Raw genomic sequence first — 15,617 nt, forward strand, 5'->3', positions numbered from 1 at the left:
AGTCAGCTGTTGAGGCGGTTCGCGGTGTGTACGGCGCGGAGCACCGCGGCCGCCTTGTTGCGGCACTCGGTGTCCTCGGCGACCGGGTCCGAGTCGGCCACGACCCCCGCTCCGGCCTGCACGAACGCCGTGCCGTCGCGCAGCAGCGCGGTGCGGATGGCGATCGCGGTGTCGGAGTCACCGGCGAAGTCGAGATAGCCGACGCAGCCGCCGTACAGTCCGCGCCGCGAGGGCTCCAGCTCGTCGATGATCTGCATGGCGCGGGGCTTGGGGGCGCCGGAGAGGGTGCCGGCGGGGAAGCAGGCGGTCAGCACGTCGAAGGCGGTACGGCCCTGGGCGACCTGGCCGGTCACCGTCGAGACGATGTGCATGACGTGGGAGTACCGCTCGATCGACATGAAGTCGACGACCTCGACGCTGCCGGGCTCGCAGACCCGGCCCAGGTCGTTGCGGCCGAGGTCGACCAGCATCAGGTGCTCGGCGCGCTCCTTGGGGTCGGCCATCAGCTCGTCGGCGAGCGCCTGGTCCTCCTGCGGGGTCGCGCCGCGCGGCCGGGTCCCGGCGATGGGGTGGACCATGGCGCGCCCGTCCTCGACCTTGACGAGCGCCTCGGGACTGGAGCCGACGACATCGAAGCCGTCGAAGCGGAAGAGGTACATGTACGGGCTGGGGTTGGTGGCCCGCAGCACGCGGTAGACGTCCAACGCGCTTGCCGAACAAGGGGTTTCGAACCGCTGGGAGGGCACGACCTGAAAGGCCTCGCCGGCCCGGATGCGCTCCTTGATGTCCTCGACGGCGTCCTGGTAGTCCTCGCCGCCCCACAGCGCGGAGAACTCCGGCAGCTCGGAGGGCGGCAGCACGGCGGGCGCGGAGGCCAGCGGCCGTGTGAGGTCGGCCTCCATGGCGTCCAGGCGCGCGACGGCGTCGGCGTAGGCCTCGTCGACTCCGGTGTCGAGGTCGTTGTGGTTGATCGCGTTGGCGATCAGCAGGACGGTGCCGTCCCAGTGGTCGAGCACGGCGAGGTCGGAGGTGAGCAGCATGGTCAGCTCGGGGAGCTTCAGGTCGTCGCGCTCGCCGGGGCCGATCTTCTCCAGCCTGCGGACGATGTCGTACCCGAGATAGCCGACCATGCCGCCGGTGAAGGGCGGCATTCCGGAGGCGAGGTCGCGTGGGGTGTGCAGCGCCTCGACGGTGGCGCGCAGGGCCTGCAGGGGGTCGCCGTCGACCGGGACGCCGACCGGCGGGGTGCCGAGCCAGTGCACCCGGCCGTCACGTTCGGTGAGGGTCGCGTCGGAGCGTACGCCGATGAAGGAGTACCGGGACCAGGAGCGGCCGTTCTCGGCGGACTCCAGGAGGAAGGTGCCTTCGCGCTCGCCGGCGAGCTTGCGGTAGAGCCCGACCGGGGTGTCGCCGTCGGCGAGGAGCTTACGGCTGACGGGGATGACACGGCGGTCGGCGGCGAGCTTGCGGAAGGTGTCGAGATCCATGGCGCCCGACCCTACTGGTCCAGCGGGAGCACGTCGGCGTCGAAGCAGGTGTGGGCCCCGGTGTGGCAGGCGGCTCCGACCTGGTCGACCTTGACGAGGACCGCGTCGGCGTCGCAGTCCAGGGCGACGGACTTGACGTACTGGACGTGGCCGGATGTATCGCCCTTGACCCAGTACTCCTGGCGGCTGCGGGACCAGTAGGTGCAGCGGCCGGTGGTCAGGGTGCGGTGCAGGGCCTCGTCGTCCATCCAGCCGAGCATCAGCACCTCACCGGTGTCGTACTGCTGGGCGATGGCCGGAACCAGGCCGTCGGCGCTGCGCCTGAGGCGGGCGGCGACGGCGGGATCGAGGGAGCTGGCGGGGACACTGCTGGTCATATGGCCATTGTGCCGTGCCCGGCGGGGGTGGCGGGCGGTGCGTCCACTGGGCGGACCCGGTGCGGCCGCCGTAGGCTGGCAGACATGTCGACCCATGCCAAGCGTGAACGACTTCTGCTCGCCGACCTGTTGGAGACGGCGGGCCCCGATGCTCCGACCCTGTGCGAAGGCTGGAAGACCCGCGATCTGGCCGCCCACGTGGTGGTGCGAGAGCGGCGGATGGACGCGGCGGGCGGGATTCTGATCGGCGCGCTCAAGGACCGGCTGGAACGGGTCCAGGCGGAGTTCGCCTCGAAGCCGTACGAGGAGCTGATCCAGCTGATCCGTACGGGACCGCCGCGGATGTCTCCGTACGGGATCAAGCAGCTCGACGAGGCGGCCAACACCGTCGAGTTCTATGTGCACACCGAGGATGTGCGGCGGGCCCAGCCGGACTGGACGCCGCGCGATCTGGACCGGGTTTTCGAGGACGCCCTGTGGTCGCGCCTCGAGAAGGCGGCCAGGCTGCTGGGCCGCAAGGCGCCGGTCGGGCTTGTGCTGCGGCGTACGGACGGACAGACGGCGGTCGCCCACCGCGGCACCCCCGTGGTGACGGTGACCGGGGAGCCGGGTGAGCTGACGATGTTCGCCTTCGGACGGCAGGACGTGGCGCGGGTGGAGCTGGAGGGCGACAAGGACGCGATCGCCCGGCTGCACGAGGCCGAGGCGTTCGGGATGTAGGTCACCCGGTCACCCGTACGGCGGACGGCAACGGTGCCGCGCCGGAGCCGGTGGGCCCCGCCAGGTCCTCGATGCCGGCGTCAGGTCCTCCAGGTCAGCGGACGGGGTGCCCCGCCTCCCGCAGGGCGTCCTTGACCTGGGAGATACGCAGATCGCCGAAGTGGAACACGGAGGCCGCCAGCACCGCGTCCGCGCCCGCCGCGACGGCCGGGGGGAAGTCAGCCAACTTGCCCGCGCCGCCGCTCGCGATGACTGGGACGGACACGTGCTTACGGACAGCCGCGATCATCTCGATGTCGTAGCCGTCCTTCGTGCCGTCGGCGTCCATCGAGTTGAGCAGGATCTCGCCCGCGCCCAACTCGGCGGCCCGGTGCGCCCATTCGACGGCGTCGATGCCGGTGCCCTTGCGGCCGCCGTGCGTGGTGACCTCGAAGGAGCCATCGGCAGTACGCCGCGCGTCGACCGACAGCACCAGTACCTGGCGGCCGAAGCGCTCAGCGATCTCGCGGATCAGCTCGGGGCGGGCGATCGCGGCGGTGTTCACGCCCACCTTGTCCGCGCCGGCGCGCAGCAGCTTGTCCACGTCGTCGGCGCTGCGCACCCCGCCGCCCACGGTCAGCGGGATGAAGACCTGCTCGGCGGTGCGGCGCACCACGTCGTACGTCGTCTCACGGTTGCCGGACGAGGCCGTGATGTCGAGGAAGGTCAGCTCGTCGGCGCCCTCGGCGTCGTACAGCTTGGCCATCTCGACGGGGTCGCCCGCGTCGCGCAGATTCTGGAAGTTGACTCCCTTGACGACCCGGCCGTTGTCCACGTCCAGGCAAGGGATGACTCGGACCGCGAGGGTCATTCGGCACCTCCTCGGTAGGCCTCGACCTCGACCTCGACGACCAGGCTCGGGTCGACGAAGCCGGAGACGATGAGCATCGACGCGGCCGGACGGACCTCGCCGAACAGTTCCTTGTGGGCGCGGCCGACCTCGTCCACGTCCCGGGCGTGCGTGATGTACATCCGCGTACGCACCACGTCTTCCCGGCCGAGACCGAGCTCCTTCAGTGCGTCGAAGGCGACCCCGAAAGCGGTCACCGCCTGCTCGTAGGGACCGCCCGCGGCGATCTGGCCGCCCACGACCGAGGTGCAGCCGGAGACCAGGACCAGACCGTTCGGCAGCTGGACGGCGCGGGAGTAGCCGAAGGCCTCCTCCCACGGCCCGTCCGAGCCGATACGCCGGACGGAATCAGAGCCTGAATCGGTCATGCCGACACCGCCGCGAGTGCCTCTTCCAGGGTGAACGCCTTCGCGTACAGCGCCTTGCCGACGATCGCGCCCTCGACGCCCTCGGGGACCAGCGAGGCGATCGCCCGCAGATCGTCGAGCGAGGAGACGCCGCCGGAGGCGACGACCGGCTTGTCGGTGGCCGCGCAGACGTTCTTCAGCAGCTCCAGGTTGGGGCCCTGGAGGGTGCCGTCCTTGGCGATGTCGGTGACGACATAGCGGGCGCAGCCCTCGGAGTCGAGCCGGGCGAGCGTCTCGTAGAGGTCGCCGCCGTCGCGGGTCCAGCCGCGGCCGCGCAGCGTCGTGCCGCGTACGTCCAGGCCGACCGCGATCTTGTCGCCGTGCTCGGCGATGACCTTGGCGACCCACTCGGGGGTCTCCAGCGCGGCCGTCCCCAGGTTGACCCGGGTGCAGCCGGTGGCCAGCGCGGCCGCGAGCGAGGCGTCGTCGCGGATGCCGCCGGAGAGCTCGACCTTGATGTCCATCGCGCCGGTGACCTCGCCGATCAGCGCCCGGTTGTCGCCGGTGCCGAAGGCCGCGTCCAGGTCGACCAGGTGCAGCCACTCGGCGCCCGCGCGCTGCCAGGTCAGGGCGGCCTCCAGCGGAGAGCCGTACGACGTCTCCGTACCGGACTCGCCGTGCACGAGGCGGACGGCCTGGCCGTCGCGGACGTCGACGGCGGGGAGGAGTTCAAGCTTCGGCATTACAGCGTCTCAATCCAGTTGGTCAGCAGCTGGGCGCCGGCGTCGCCGGACTTCTCGGGGTGGAACTGGGTCGCCCACAGCGCGCCGTTCTCGACGGCCGCGACAAAGCGCTCGCCGTGCGTGGCCCAGGTGACCTGGGGCGCGCGGATGGCGGGGTTGGTGACTTCCAGGCTCCACTCGTGCACGGCGTAGGAGTGCACGAAGTAGAACCGGGCATCGGCGTCGACTCCGGCGAAGAGCTTGCTGTCGGCCGGCGCTTCGACGGTGTTCCAGCCCATGTGGGGAACGATCGGGGCCTTCAGCGGGCCGACCGTGCCGGGCCATTCGTCGAGGCCGTCGCTCTCCACGCCGTGCTCGATGCCGCGCGCGAAGAGGATCTGCATACCGACGCAGATGCCCATGACCGGGCGGCCGCCGGAGAGCCGGCGGCCGACGATCCACTCGCCGCGGGCCTTCGTGAGGCCTTCCATGCAGGCGGAGAAGGCGCCGACGCCGGGGACGAGGAGCCCGTCGGCGTTCATGGCAGTGTCGAAGTCACGGGTGATCTCGACGTCCGCGCCGACGCGGGCCAGCGCCCGCTCGGCGGAGCGGACATTGCCGAATCCGTAGTCGAAGACGACGACTTTCTTCGTAGTGCTCATTCCCAGATCCCCTGAATCCGCAGGACGCCGGCGACCAGGCACATCACGGAAGCGATGGTGAGAAGCACGATCAGGCCCTTGGGCATCTTCTGCTTGGAGAAGGAGTACACACCGCCGGCGAGGAAGAGCCCGACGACGATGAGAACGGTGGAGAGGCCGGTCATGGGGTTGCTGCGCCCTTCTGGTTCGCTTCTCCGCCCGCGCGGCGCAGAGGTGCCACTATCGCTGTCGCCTGCGGCCCGGCGGCCGCGCGCGCGTCGCTCACAGCGCGCCCTTCGTGGAGGGGAGGATGCCCACCGCGCGCGGGTCGCGCTCGGAGGCGTACCGCAGAGCGCGGGCCAGCGCCTTGAACTGGCACTCCACGATGTGGTGCGCGTTGCGCCCGTACGGGACGTTGATGTGCAGCGCGATCTGGGCCTGGGCGACGAAGGACTCGAAGATGTGCCGGGTCATGGTCGTGTCGTACGAGCCGATCATGGGCGCCATGTTCTCGGGCTCGGTGTGCACGAGGTACGGGCGGCCCGAGAGGTCCACGGTGACCTGGGCGAGGGACTCGTCCAGCGGCACGGTGCAGTTGCCGAATCGATAAATCCCCACCTTGTCGCCCAGCGCCTGCTTGAAGGCGGCGCCGAGCGCGAGGGCGGTGTCCTCGATGGTGTGGTGCGAGTCGATGTGCAGATCGCCCTCGGTCTTCACGGTGAGGTCGAACAGGCCGTGGCGGCCGAGCTGGTCGAGCATGTGGTCGTAGAAGCCGACCCCGGTCGACACGTCGACCTTTCCGTGGCCGTCGAGGTCGATCTCGACGACGACTGACGTCTCCTTGGTGGTGCGTTCGACACGGCCAACGCGGCTCATGCGTCGTACTCCTTCTTCAGTTCACGAACCGCGTCGAGAAACGCGTCGTTCTCTTCTGGGGTGCCGGCGGTGACCCGCAGCCATCCGGGCACTCCGTTGTCACGGACCAGGACGCCCCGGTCGAGGATCTTCTGCCAGGCCTCATGGCTGTCGGGGAAGCGGCCGAACTGGACGAAGTTGGCGTCCGATTCGGTGACCTCCCAGCCGATCGCACGCAGCTCGGTGACCAGCCGGTCCCGCTCACGCTTCAGCTGCTCGACATACCCGAGCAGCGTATCTGTGTACTCCAGCGCGGCCAGCGCGGTGGCCTGGGTGACGGCCGACAGGTGGTACGGCAGGCGCACCAGCTGGACGGCGTCGACCACGGCGGGGTGCGCGGCCAGATAGCCCAGGCGCAGACCGGCCGCGCCGAAGGCCTTGGACATGGTGCGCGAGACCACGAGGTTCGGCCGGCCCTCGATCAGCGGCAGCAGCGAGGGGCGGTGGCTGAATTCCACGTACGCCTCGTCGACCACGACCAGCGAGGGCTTGGCAGCCTGGGCGGCCTCGTACAGCGCGAGGACGGTTTCGGCCTGGACCGCGGTGCCCGTCGGGTTGTTGGGCGAGGTGATGAAGACGACGTCCGGCCGGTGCTCGGCGATGGCCTCGCCTGCCGCGTCGAGGTCGATCGTGAAGTCGTCGCGGCGCGGTCCCGAGATCCAGTGGGTGCCGGTGCCGCGCGAGATGAGTCCGTGCATCGAGTACGAGGGCTCGAAGCCGATGGCGCTGCGGCCGGGGCCGCCGAAGGTCTGGAGCAGCTGTTGGATGACCTCGTTGGAGCCGTTGGCGGCCCAGACGTTGGCGAGGGTCACCTCGTGCCCGGCCGTACGGGTGAGGTAGCGGGCGAGCTCGGTGCGCAGTTCGACGGCGTCCCGGTCGGGGTAGCGGTTGAGGCCGCGCGCGGCCTCCGCGACCCGCTCGGCGATCCGCTCGACCAGCGGCTCGGGCAGCGGGTACGGGTTCTCGTTGGTGTTCAGCTGTACGGGTACGTCGAGCTGGGGCGCCCCGTACGGGGACTTGCCGCGAAGCTCGTCGCGGATGGGCAGATCGTCGATTCCGGTCACTGCTGAGGCACCTTCCATCCGAAGCGTGCCTTGAGGGCGGCGCCGTGCGCGGGCAGGTCCTCGGCCTCGGCGAGCGTGACGACATGGTGCGTCACCTCGGCGAGCGCGTCGCGCGTGTAGTCGACGATGTGGATGCCGCGCAGGAAGGACTGGACGGACAGGCCCGAGGAGTGGCAGGCGCAGCCACCGGTCGGCAGGACGTGGTTGGAGCCCGCGCAGTAGTCACCGAGCGAGACGGGCGCCCACGGGCCGACGAAGATCGCGCCGGCGTTGCGGACCCGGGCGGCGACCGCAGCGGCGTCGGCGGTCTGGATCTCCAGGTGCTCGGCGCCGTACGCGTTGACGACCCGCAGGCCCTCTTCGACGCCGTCGACCAGGACGATCGCGGACTGCTTGCCGCTCAGCGCCGGGACGATCCGGTCCTCGATGTGCTTGGTGGCCGCGACCTGCGGCTCGAGCTCCTTCTCGACCGCGTCCGCCAGCTCCACGGAGTCGGTGACCAGCACGGCGGCGGCCATCGGGTCGTGCTCTGCCTGGCTGATCAGGTCGGCGGCGACGTGCACCGGGTCGGCGGCCGAGTCGGCGAGGATCGCGATCTCGGTCGGGCCTGCCTCGGTGTCGATGCCGATGCGGCCGGTGAAGTACCGCTTGGCGGCGGCGACCCAGATATTGCCGGGGCCCGTCACCATGTTCGCGGGGGCGCATCCGTCAGGTCCCTCGGTGCCGTACGCGAACATCGCGACGGCCTGGGCGCCGCCCGCGGCGTACACCTCGTCGACGCCGAGCAGCGCGCAGGCGGCCAGGATCGTCGGGTGCGGCAGCCCGCCGAACTCTTTCTGCGGCGGGGACGCGAGCGCGACGGATTCGACGCCCGCCTCCTGCGCCGGCACCACGTTCATGATCACGGAGGAGGGGTAGACGGAGCGGCCGCCCGGTGCGTACAGACCGACGCGCTCGACCGGCACCCACTTCTCGGTGACGGTGCCGCCGGGGACGACCTGAGTGGTGTGCTCGTCTCGGCGCTGCGCGCGGTGCACGATCCTGGCGCGCCGGATCGACTCCTCCAGAGCGGCCCTGACCTGGGGGGCGAGCTGCTCCAGGGCGTCGGCGAGTGCCGCTGCGGGCACTCGTACCCGGTCCAGCTTCACACCGTCGAATTTCTCCGCGTACTCGATCAGCGCCGCCGTGCCGCGATGATGCACGTCCTCGCAGATGGGCCGCACCTTCTCCAGGGCGGCTTCCACGTCGAACTCGGCACGGGGCAGCAGGTCGCGCAGAGCGGCACCCTCGGGGAGAGCGTCGCCACGCAGATCGATTCGAGAGATCACAGAGCAATTCTCTCAGACCGGATTCCGCTGCTGGTCGTCCGTATCACTGGCTGATACCGGCCCCAGAAGTTGTTCATGACCACTAGCGTTCAGTCCGTCACTCAGCGGGAAGAACAGCTGTACGAACCAATGAAGCGGAGGAGCGGCATTGACCGAGCCGCTGGACGACGGGCCTCCGAATGGACTGAGCCCGACCGAGCTCCACATGTGGAACGCATTCCGGAACGGAAGTACGTACGACCTGAGCGACCCGAATCCCCTGCTGAACGATCCCTTCTCCCCACGCCCCTGGGGCCCCGAGCGCAGCGTCCGCGCGTCCATCGTCGCCCGGCTGCTGCTCAGCGGTCCCACCGCACAGCCCGGCCGGGTCGCCGCGCTGAAGCTCCGCGGGGTCCAGATCACCGGCACCCTCAAACTCGCGGGCGGCAGCATCGCCCCGTACGTCGAGCTGAACGGCTGCCGCTTCGAGAGCGAAGTGCTGATGCCCGAGGCGCACTTCACCACCGTACGCATGGTCGGCTGTGCGATCCCGCGGATCGAGGCGGCCCGGCTGCGCACCGAGGGCGATCTGCATCTGCCGCGCTGCCGCATCGAGCACGGCATCCGGCTCACCGACGCGCAGATAGGCACCGATCTGCTGATCAACCAGATCCATGTCCGGCCGGACCGCCGGGGCCGGGCGATCACCGCCGACGGGATGTCGGTCGCCCAGGACTTACAGGCCGAACTGATCGAGACGTACGGCGAGTTCAGTCTGCGCGGCGCGAAGGTGGGGGTCTCACTGAGCCTGCGCGGCAGTCGGCTGCGCGCGGCCGGGGAGCGGCGCGCGCTGAACGCACCGCAGCTGAGCGTGGAGCGGACGCTCTATATGACGGGCGCGTGGGTGAGCGAGTCCACGGGCAACCAGGGCTCCACTCCCCCGTTCGGCACCGGCGGTTCCGCGACCCCGGCGCGCGGAACCCGGCTGCAGCCCTTCCAGTGCCACGGCGGGGTGCGGCTGGACGACGGCCGCTTCGGCGATGCGGTCGATCTGCACCATGCGCGGTTCGTGCTGAGCTCGCGCGAGGAGCTGTCGCTGCGCCGGATCGCCACTCCGGAGCTGCGCTTCAACGCGGAGCGCCCGGAGGAGGGCCGCGTCGTGCTGAACGGCGCGAAGATCGTGACGCTGATCGATCTGGCGGCGAGCTGGCCGGGGCCCGGCGGCCTCGCGATGGGCGGCTTCGTCTACGAGAACCTCGTTCCGTACGAGGAGTTCCCGCTCAGCCGCCGCCTGGAGTGGGTGGCCTCGGCGACTCCGGAGTACTCCCCGGAGCCGTACGAACGACTGGCGACCGTCCTGCGCAACAGCGGTGAGGACGCGGACGCCCGCGAGGTGCTGCTCGCCAAGCAGCGCCGCCGCCGGGAGACGCTGCCGCTGGCCGCGAAGCTGTGGGGCTATCTGCAGGACTGGACGGTGGCGTACGGCTACCGCCCGGGCCGGGCGGCCCTGTGGATGGCGGTTTTGTGGGCGGCGGGCGCGGTGGCCTTCTCCCAGATCGATCCGGCGCCGATCAAGCCCGAAGAGCATCCGCGGTGGAACGCCGCGCTCTACGCCCTGGATCTGCTGCTGCCGGTGATCAATCTCGGCCAGGACGGCTACTGGCAGCTGGACGGCCGCTGGCAGTGGGCGTCGGCCGCGCTGATCCTGCTCGGCTGGATCCTCGCGACGACGGTCGCGGCGGGCGCGTCCCGCCTTCTCCGGCGCGGCTGAGTCACTTTCTTTACGCTCTCTTGGCTTTCGCCAGGACAACCATTCCGCCGCTACGAACTCTTCACAGCTGCCCTCTGGCGCGCCTCCTACCTGCAGTTTTCAATGGTCCGCACCATGTCATTGCTCCGCGCCCTGATCCGCACCGCGCGCATGATCCGTCATACGCCGCAGCTCGCCGACGGCCTGTCGCCCGACGAGGCGGTACTGCTCGACGCCCCCGACGAGCGGCTGAGCCCGGCGCTGGTCGCGGCTGCCCTCGGGGAGTACGAGCCGGCCGCCAAGCTGCTGGCGACCACACGTGAATCGGCCGAGTGGGAGAACCGCGACCGGTACGTGATGCGGCTCGCCGCGTTCGCGTACAGCCGCGACGAGTGGCTCACGTCCTGGCTCGCCGCCGCGCCGCGCGACCCCGACGCACTGGTCGTCAAGGCCGAGCTCGCGGTCCGCAGGGCCTGGGAGTCGCCGGCCAGGGCCGAGCGGCTGCGCGAGATCGGTCCGCTGATCGACGCGGCGGCGGAGGGCGATCCGCACGATCCGGTGCCGTGGCGGATCTCGCTGGACCACGCGCGCGGCACGCATGCCACGCACACGGCATTCGAGTCGCTGTGGGAGCAGGCCGTACGCCGCTCCTCGCACCACTACGGCTGTCATGTCGCGGCCCTGCAGTATCTGTCCGCGCAGTGGTACGGCTCACACCGCGAGTGCTTCGACTTCGCCGAGCAGGCGGCGGCGGACGCGCTGCCGGGCTCACTGGTGCAGGCGCTGCCGGTGCGGGCGGCGTTCGCGCAGCTGCTGAGCGGGGACACCACCTCCGTACAGGACGACCGGATCGACGCTGCGGCGGATCTCGCAATCACGCTCTCAGCGGATTATCAGGCCGGGGATCCATGGCCCGCGGAGGTGCGCAATCTGCTGGCGTACGTGCTTGTAGGGCGGGGGCGGTGGACCGAGGCGCTGGAGCAGTTCCGGCTGATCGGCCCGTACGCGACGTCGTTTCCGTGGAGTTATGCCTCCGACGATCCACTGGGTCAGTTCCTCGAGGCGAGGGACGGTGTACGGATCGAGATCGCCTCGGCTGTGCCAGTGCGTGGACGGGGCGGACGAAGCAGGTCGTTCGGCCATTAGGCTTGACCGTTGTGACCGCACGCCTCCCCCTCTTCCCGCTGAACTCGGTGCTGTTCCCGGGCCTCGTCCTGCCCTTGAACGTGTTCGAGGAGCGTTATCGCGCCATGATGCGCGAGCTGCTGAAGACGGACGAGTCCGAGCCGCGCCGCTTCGCGGTGGTCGCCATCCGCGACGGCCGCGAGGTGGCGCCGACCGCGCCCGGCATGCCGGACCCGACCGCGCTGCCCGAGCGCGGCCCGGCGGCGGGCTTCGGCGACGACCCGATCCAGGCCTTCCACCGGGTGGGCTGCATCGCGGACGCGGCGACGATCCGCGAGCGCGACGACGGCAGCTTCGAGGTGCTGGCGACGGGCACGACCCGGGTCAAGCTCCTCTCGGTCGACGCGAGCGGCCCGTATCTGACTGCCGAACTGGAGGAGATCCCGGAGGAGTCGGGGGACGGCGCGGGGACCCTCGCCGAGGGCGTGCTCCGTGCCTTCCGCAGCTACCAGAAGCGGCTGGCGGGCGCGCGGGAGCGGTCGCTGTCCACGGGGGCGGATCTGCCGGACGAGCCGTCGGTGGTGTCGTACCTGGTCGCTGCCGCGGCGGTGCTGGACACGCCTGCGAAGCAGCGGCTGTTGCAGGCTCCGGACACGGCGACCCGGCTGCGTGAGGAACTCACCCTGCTGCGTTCGGAGACCGCGGTGATCCGCCACCTGCCTTCGCTGCCCGCGGTCGATCTGACCCGGGCGCCGACGAGCCCCAACTGACAGGAGTTTCCTGCGGTGCCGAAGAAGCCCAAGAAGCCCGGCGGCACGCCCGCGACCGTCGCCCTGACCGCGGCGGGCACGGCCTTCACGGTCCACGCGTACGACCACGACACCGCGTCGCCCTCGTACGGCGAGGAGGCGGCACAGGCACTCGGGGTCTCCCCCGACCGGGTCTTCAAGACCCTCGTCGCGGACGTCGACGGTGAACTGACGGTGGCGATCGTCCCGGTGGCGGGCCAGCTGGATCTCAAGGCGCTGGCCGCGGCGGTCGGCGCCAAACGCGCGACGATGGCCGACCCGGCGGCGGCGGAACGCACGACGGGCTACGTCCGCGGCGGCATCTCTCCGCTGGGCCAGCGCAAACCTCTCCGCACGGTCCTGGACGCGTCCGCGTCCGTGCACCCCACGATCTGCGTCTCGGCGGGCCGCCGCGGCCTGGAGGTCGAACTGGCCCCCGCGGACCTGGCGGCGCTGACGTCGGCGGTGCTGGCGCCGATCGGGCGCGCGTAGGGGGTCGACGGCGGGGCCGTCCTCGGCTACGACCGTAGGAACGCTCTGTCGGGGAGCGCGTACGCGGAGAGGACACGGCATGTCCAAACGCACCCGCAAACGCAAGTGGCGCATCCGCAAGCACCGCGCGAACCACGGCCGCCGCCCGGCCTGATCCCGGGGCTCCGCCCCGGCCCCCGCGCCTCAATCGCCGGAGGGGCTGGATTTCGGAGCTCAACCCCGAACCCCGCTCCTCAAACGCCGGAGGGGCTGGATTTGCCCGGGCGGGCTTGTGTTTCCGCCGGACGGGCGGAAACACAAGCCCGTTGGGGGTCCCCCCGGACGAAGTCTGGGGGAGATTGAGGACACTCCCCCTACGCCCGGAGGGCGTGGGGGGACCCCAGAAGGGCGTACGGGGTCTGGGGCGAAGCCCCAGTTACGGGAAGTGGGGGTCCCCCCACGCCCGCCAGGGCGTAGGGGGAGGGTCGGGGAACAAGCCCGCCGCAGGCGTCAGGCCGCGTCAGGGCCGCCCGGGCCCGGGCCGTACCCCGGTGCCGGCCACTCCGGCTCCGGATCCCGCGGGCCGAACAGCGCCGTCAGCGCCAGGTGAACCACCATCGCCGCCACCGGCCACGCCAGCACCGCCCCCTTCGCCCTCAGCTCCAGGTACGCGTCGAAGGTCACCCCCTCGCCGGCCTCCCTCGCATGCGCGACCACATCATGCGTCGGGCCGAACCACACCCCGATCCCCCACGCCAGCAGCGACCCCAGCAGGCCGCCCAGCGCCAGCGCCACCACCAGCGCGATCCCCCCGCGCCTGCGGATCCAGAAGACCGCCGCCGCGCTCACCGCGCCGAAGGCGAGTGCCAGCAGCACGAACGTTCCGTCCGCGCCCACGGCTTCCTCTCCCTCCGTGTCCTTGAGGAAGACCGCCTTGTCGTTCGAGATCAGCGGCACCCGCGGCGCCAGCCACAGCCACAGCAGCCCCAGCGCCACGCCCAGAATCGTCACGGCCACCAGCACCACGGCCGCGTCCCGCAGGTCCGTCTTCAGGTCCGGGTCATCCTCCGCGCCCTTGGCGTACAAGGGTCCCGGCCCGGTCGGCGGCGACTGCCACGGGTCATTGTTCGGCGAAGGCTGGTGAGGCGGAGTCAGAGGTGCGGTCACCCCGCCATCGTGCCAGGCGTGTCGGGACGGTGCCTCACCGGACTGCCGCCCGCCGGTACGCCCACGTCGCGACCGTCAGCGAGACGACACCCACCAAGGCGCAGACCGCGAGGTCCAGCCCGACGACCGCCCAGTCCGGACGCGCGTCGAAGGTCCGCGCGAGGGCCTCGACGCCGTACGTGGAGGGCAGCAGATCACGGGCGTACGAGACCGGCCCGGGCAGCCTGTCGGCCGGCAGCACACCGAGCAGCAGCGCCGCGGACATACCCAACTGCCCGAGCAGCGTGGCCAGTTCCTGGCGCGGCGCGAGCAGACCGAGCGCCGCGCCAAGACCGGCGAGGGCGGCGCCGGACAGCGGGATGACCGCGGCGAGCACCCATAGATGCGTCAGAGGCAGCTGGAAGAGGACGCTGCCGACGACGGCGGTGACGACCGTGCCGGGCACGGTGAAGGAGGCGTACGCACCGGCCGCACCGAGCACCACCGCGGCCGGCGGCACCGGCAGCGTGGCGTAGTGGTCGAGGCCGCCGCTGGCCCGCAGCTGCCCGAAGTACTGCGCGAGGAGATTGAGCGCGACGAAGGCGACGACGAGAACGCTCGACCCGGCGACGACGGCCCGCGCCTCCGCACCCCCGTCGACGACCCCGCGCATCAGGACCATGATCCCGATCGACTGGAAGGTCGCCACGAAGAGCAGCGGGATCCGGGCGACCCGCGCCCGCGACAGCTGCGCGCGGTACACGGCGGCGAGCGAGGGCAGCAGCCGCGCGCGCGGCGCGAGCGGCGAGGCATCCACCACCGCTGCCCTGCCGGCCACCCTGATCTGTTCGGCCACCGCCTCCGCGGGCACGATGCTCACGCCTTGACCAGCCCCTTCGTCGCGTTCCCGCCGAGCGCCAAGTACACGTCCTCGAGGCTCGGCGTGGCCACGGTGAAGTCGTCGAGCGCCGCGAACGCCGCGCCACCCGTCACCGCCGCGACCGCCGCCCGCGCCTCGTCGGGCGCGAGTCTGAGCACCCAACGGCGCCCTTGCTCCTGTGCGGACCCGCGCAGCGCGGTGACCTCGGGCACGTCCAGCGGCGCCCGCTCGCGCCACACCAGCTCGACCCGCACCTCGCCGGCGACCCGTTCCTTGAGCCCGGCCGGGGTGTCGCAGGCGATGACGCGGCCCCGTTCCAGCACGGCAACCCGGTCGAGTACGGTCTCGGCCTCGATGACGTTGTGGGTGACGAGCAGGACGGTCGCGCCGTTCTCCGCCCGCCGCCGGTCGACCGCGGCCCAGACCGCACGCCGCGCGACGGGGTCCATGCCGGTGGTCGGCTCGTCCAGCACCAGCACCGGGCGCTCGCCCACGAGCGTCGCCGCGAAGCAGGCCAGCCGCCGCTGTCCGCCCGAGAGTTTCTTCAGGGGGCGCGCGGCGAGCCCGGTCAGCCCGAGCTCCTCCAGTACGTCGTCCCGCTCGGCCCGCGCGTCCCGCAGGGAAAGCCCGCGCAGTCGCCCGGTCGTCTCGGCGGCGAGCGCGACGGTCAGCTCGTCGAGCGCGGTGGACTCCTGCCCGAGGTAGCCGATGAGCCGGGAGGCCCGCTCCGGGTGGCGTACAAGATCGTGGCCCAGCACCTCGACGCTGCCGGCGTCCGGGCGCATCAGCCCGGTGAGCTGTCGTACGAGGGTGGACTTGCCGGCGCCGTTGGGCCCGAGCAGACCGAAGATCTCGCCACGCCGCACCACCAGCGAAATCCCGTCAGTGGCACGCACCTCGGGCGTCCCGGGGGTGCCTCGGCGACCGCGCGCGGCGGGGTACGTCTTGACCAGCTCCCGCACCACGCACACCGTACTCACAAGGGACG

At 71.2% G+C, this 15,617-nt stretch carries 18 protein-coding genes; 5 read left to right on the forward strand and 13 right to left on the reverse strand.

All coding sequences use genetic code 11. The features are described from left to right. Positions 1-2: 2 nt before the first annotated feature. Both ACZ3H8_RS12245 and hisI read right to left on the reverse strand, forming a co-directional pair. A complete protein-coding gene (locus ACZ3H8_RS12245) occupies positions 3-1,487 on the reverse strand; it encodes an anthranilate synthase component I (RefSeq protein ID WP_467400593.1) in 1,485 nt (494 codons plus the stop codon). 11 nt (positions 1,488-1,498) lie between these two features. Continuing rightward, positions 1,499-1,864 carry a phosphoribosyl-AMP cyclohydrolase gene (gene hisI / locus ACZ3H8_RS12250; RefSeq protein WP_467400596.1) on the reverse strand — a complete coding sequence of 122 codons (366 nt, stop codon included), beginning with the start codon at positions 1,862-1,864 and terminating at the stop codon, positions 1,499-1,501. 84 nt (positions 1,865-1,948) lie between these two features. Here hisI and ACZ3H8_RS12255 point away from each other — a divergent pair, with 84 nt between their 5' ends. Next, positions 1,949-2,584, forward strand: coding sequence for a TIGR03085 family metal-binding protein (locus tag ACZ3H8_RS12255; protein ID WP_467400598.1), 636 nt, complete (start codon positions 1,949-1,951; stop codon positions 2,582-2,584). Positions 2,585-2,678: 94 nt separating this feature from the next. Here the strand turns inward: ACZ3H8_RS12255 and hisF are convergent, their stop codons facing one another. From hisF to hisD, 8 genes are all read right to left on the reverse strand, one after another. After that, positions 2,679-3,434 carry an imidazole glycerol phosphate synthase subunit HisF gene (gene hisF, locus ACZ3H8_RS12260; RefSeq protein ID WP_467400601.1) on the reverse strand — a complete coding sequence of 252 codons (756 nt, stop codon included), beginning with the start codon at positions 3,432-3,434 and terminating at the stop codon, positions 2,679-2,681. Continuing rightward, positions 3,431-3,841, reverse strand: coding sequence for a RidA family protein (locus tag ACZ3H8_RS12265; protein ID WP_467400603.1), 411 nt, complete (start codon positions 3,839-3,841; stop codon positions 3,431-3,433). Before ACZ3H8_RS12265 ends, hisF begins: the two co-directional genes overlap by 4 nt. Next, positions 3,838-4,563 carry a bifunctional 1-(5-phosphoribosyl)-5-((5-phosphoribosylamino)methylideneamino)imidazole-4-carboxamide isomerase/phosphoribosylanthranilate isomerase PriA gene (gene priA, locus ACZ3H8_RS12270; RefSeq protein WP_467400605.1) on the reverse strand — a complete coding sequence of 242 codons (726 nt, stop codon included), beginning with the start codon at positions 4,561-4,563 and terminating at the stop codon, positions 3,838-3,840. The genes ACZ3H8_RS12265 and priA overlap by 4 nt, the downstream gene beginning before the upstream one ends. After that, positions 4,563-5,204: an imidazole glycerol phosphate synthase subunit HisH gene (hisH, locus tag ACZ3H8_RS12275; RefSeq protein ID WP_467400608.1), complete on the reverse strand. Its 642-nt coding sequence runs from the start codon at positions 5,202-5,204 to the stop codon at positions 4,563-4,565. The genes priA and hisH overlap by 1 nt, the downstream gene beginning before the upstream one ends. Continuing rightward, positions 5,201-5,368, reverse strand: a complete 168-nt coding sequence (locus ACZ3H8_RS12280; protein ID WP_467400611.1) for a hypothetical protein — start codon at positions 5,366-5,368, stop codon at positions 5,201-5,203. The genes hisH and ACZ3H8_RS12280 overlap by 4 nt, the downstream gene beginning before the upstream one ends. A 97-nt stretch (positions 5,369-5,465) precedes the next feature. Further along, entirely contained in the window at positions 5,466-6,059 is a 594-nt protein-coding gene (hisB, locus tag ACZ3H8_RS12285) for an imidazoleglycerol-phosphate dehydratase HisB (RefSeq protein WP_307664069.1), read from the reverse strand. Next, a complete protein-coding gene (locus tag ACZ3H8_RS12290; RefSeq protein ID WP_467400614.1) occupies positions 6,056-7,162 on the reverse strand; it encodes a histidinol-phosphate transaminase in 1,107 nt (368 codons plus the stop codon). Before ACZ3H8_RS12290 ends, hisB begins: the two co-directional genes overlap by 4 nt. Continuing rightward, positions 7,159-8,490: a histidinol dehydrogenase gene (hisD, locus tag ACZ3H8_RS12295; protein WP_467400616.1), complete on the reverse strand. Its 1,332-nt coding sequence runs from the start codon at positions 8,488-8,490 to the stop codon at positions 7,159-7,161. Before hisD ends, ACZ3H8_RS12290 begins: the two co-directional genes overlap by 4 nt. A gap of 148 nt (positions 8,491-8,638) precedes the next feature. Between hisD and ACZ3H8_RS12300 the strand changes: the two genes are divergently transcribed. The 4 genes from ACZ3H8_RS12300 (at position 8,639) to ybaK (ending at position 12,624) form a co-directional block, all read left to right on the forward strand. After that, positions 8,639-10,240, forward strand: a complete 1,602-nt coding sequence (locus ACZ3H8_RS12300) for an oxidoreductase (protein WP_467400618.1) — start codon at positions 8,639-8,641, stop codon at positions 10,238-10,240. 102 nt (positions 10,241-10,342) lie between these two features. Continuing rightward, positions 10,343-11,365, forward strand: coding sequence for a hypothetical protein (locus tag ACZ3H8_RS12305; RefSeq protein WP_467400620.1), 1,023 nt, complete (start codon positions 10,343-10,345; stop codon positions 11,363-11,365). Positions 11,366-11,367: 2 nt separating this feature from the next. After that, complete coding sequence (locus ACZ3H8_RS12310) at positions 11,368-12,114, forward strand: LON peptidase substrate-binding domain-containing protein (RefSeq protein WP_398987863.1); 747 nt, start codon at positions 11,368-11,370, stop codon at positions 12,112-12,114. Positions 12,115-12,129: 15 nt separating this feature from the next. Then, the gene (ybaK, locus tag ACZ3H8_RS12315; RefSeq protein ID WP_467400622.1) at positions 12,130-12,624 is read left to right on the forward strand and encodes a Cys-tRNA(Pro) deacylase; all 495 of its coding nucleotides are present in this window, start codon (positions 12,130-12,132) and stop codon (positions 12,622-12,624) included. Positions 12,625-13,113: 489 nt separating this feature from the next. Here ybaK and ACZ3H8_RS12320 read toward each other — a convergent pair whose 3' ends face one another. Genes ACZ3H8_RS12320 through ACZ3H8_RS12330 form a run of 3 tightly spaced genes read right to left on the reverse strand, consistent with a single transcriptional unit; the run spans position 13,114 to position 15,600 of the window. Further along, positions 13,114-13,770, reverse strand: a complete 657-nt coding sequence (locus ACZ3H8_RS12320) for an ABC transporter permease (protein WP_467400624.1) — start codon at positions 13,768-13,770, stop codon at positions 13,114-13,116. A 34-nt stretch (positions 13,771-13,804) separates the two neighbouring features. After that, on the reverse strand, positions 13,805-14,629 hold the full coding sequence (locus ACZ3H8_RS12325; protein ID WP_467400626.1) for an ABC transporter permease: 825 nt from the start codon (positions 14,627-14,629) through the stop codon (positions 13,805-13,807). Then, entirely contained in the window at positions 14,626-15,600 is a 975-nt protein-coding gene (locus tag ACZ3H8_RS12330; RefSeq protein ID WP_467401282.1) for an ABC transporter ATP-binding protein, read from the reverse strand. Before ACZ3H8_RS12330 ends, ACZ3H8_RS12325 begins: the two co-directional genes overlap by 4 nt. Between the last annotated feature and the right edge of the window lie 17 nt (positions 15,601-15,617).

The organism is Streptomyces sp. NPDC002868, from assembly GCF_055563295.1.